Source organism: Vibrio sp. 2134-1 (assembly GCF_033339495.1).
The window spans coordinates 1-1,075 of sequence record NZ_JAWOUS010000136.1 but is presented as its reverse complement, the minus strand read 5'-3'; the positions used below and the strand labels follow the sequence as shown (position 1 = coordinate 1,075).

The following is a 1,075-nucleotide window of genomic DNA, read 5'->3' as shown; positions in this document are numbered from 1 at the left end:
GGCTCTCGCAACGCTGGAGATATTGATGATGACCCCTTGTGAGCCACTTTCAATCATTTTTACAGCAGCCTCACGCCCACACAGAAATGTTCCCATGACATTGACATTCATGACGAGATTAAACTGCTCCAACGACATTTTGCTGATAACCCCATCTTTGGCTTTTACAAGCAAACCTTCTCGCCGCACTCCCGCCTTGTTGATGAGTCCATTAAGCTGACCGAAATCTTGAAGAATGGCGTCAAATGTCGCTTCCACATCCGATTCATTTGTCACATCAACCGGATAAGTGAACACTTTCGCACTTAACATCTGACATTGTGATTGTGTCTCTCGTAAACCGGTTTCATTCACATCGAGCAAAGCCAAATCAGCTCCGGATTGAGCGAGGGTAATCGCCATCATTTGGCCCAGCCCCTGCCCTGCACCTGTAATCGCAATAACGCTATTTTTTATGTCCATATTTGCTCTCCCAAACTTGTCGATGCTCAGACACGAAATATCGAAACTGGGAGCTTATTGCTCCCAGCACAATGGTCATTTGTTGTTCTTATAGAATTCAAACAGACTTGAGAAATCGAGCTCACCATGACCGCTCGAGTTATGGAATGCATAGAGGTTACGCGCCAACGCTCCCATAGGCACCGAGGAGTGGGTTTGTAATGCGGCATCTAATCCCAAACCTAAATCCTTTAGCATCAGCTTGCTCATAAAGCCCGGTTGATAATCATGGCTGGCTGGCGCGCTATCCATCACGCCCGGGCATGGATTATAAAGCTCTAACGCCCAGTTTCGTCCTGAGCTTTGCAGCATGATGTTGGACAAGACTTTTGGATCGAGCCCATGATCAATGCCTAAGTTCAGCGCCTCACACGTGCCTGACATCAAAATACCCAGCATCAGGTTATTACAGATTTTAGCCATCTGCCCATCGCCAGCTTTACCCGCATGAAAAACGTTTTTCCCCATGTACTGCAAAATGGCGTTCGCTTTTGAGAATGCCTCATCCGAGCCACCGACAATGAACGTCAACGTTGCCGCTTTAGCTCCCGCGACGCCACCCGAAACCGGTGCA

Annotated in this window: 2 protein-coding genes; both read right to left on the bottom strand. The window is 48.0% G+C overall.

Features of this window, described 5'->3' with window-relative positions:
• A partial coding sequence (locus tag R7R78_RS24430; protein ID WP_225474414.1) for an SDR family NAD(P)-dependent oxidoreductase occupies window positions 1-462 on the bottom strand: 462 nt, incomplete at its 3' end.
• Between the two features lie 75 nt (window positions 463-537).
• The coding region (locus tag R7R78_RS24425) for an NAD-binding protein (protein WP_225474413.1) at window positions 538-1,075 on the bottom strand (538 nt) is incomplete at its 5' end.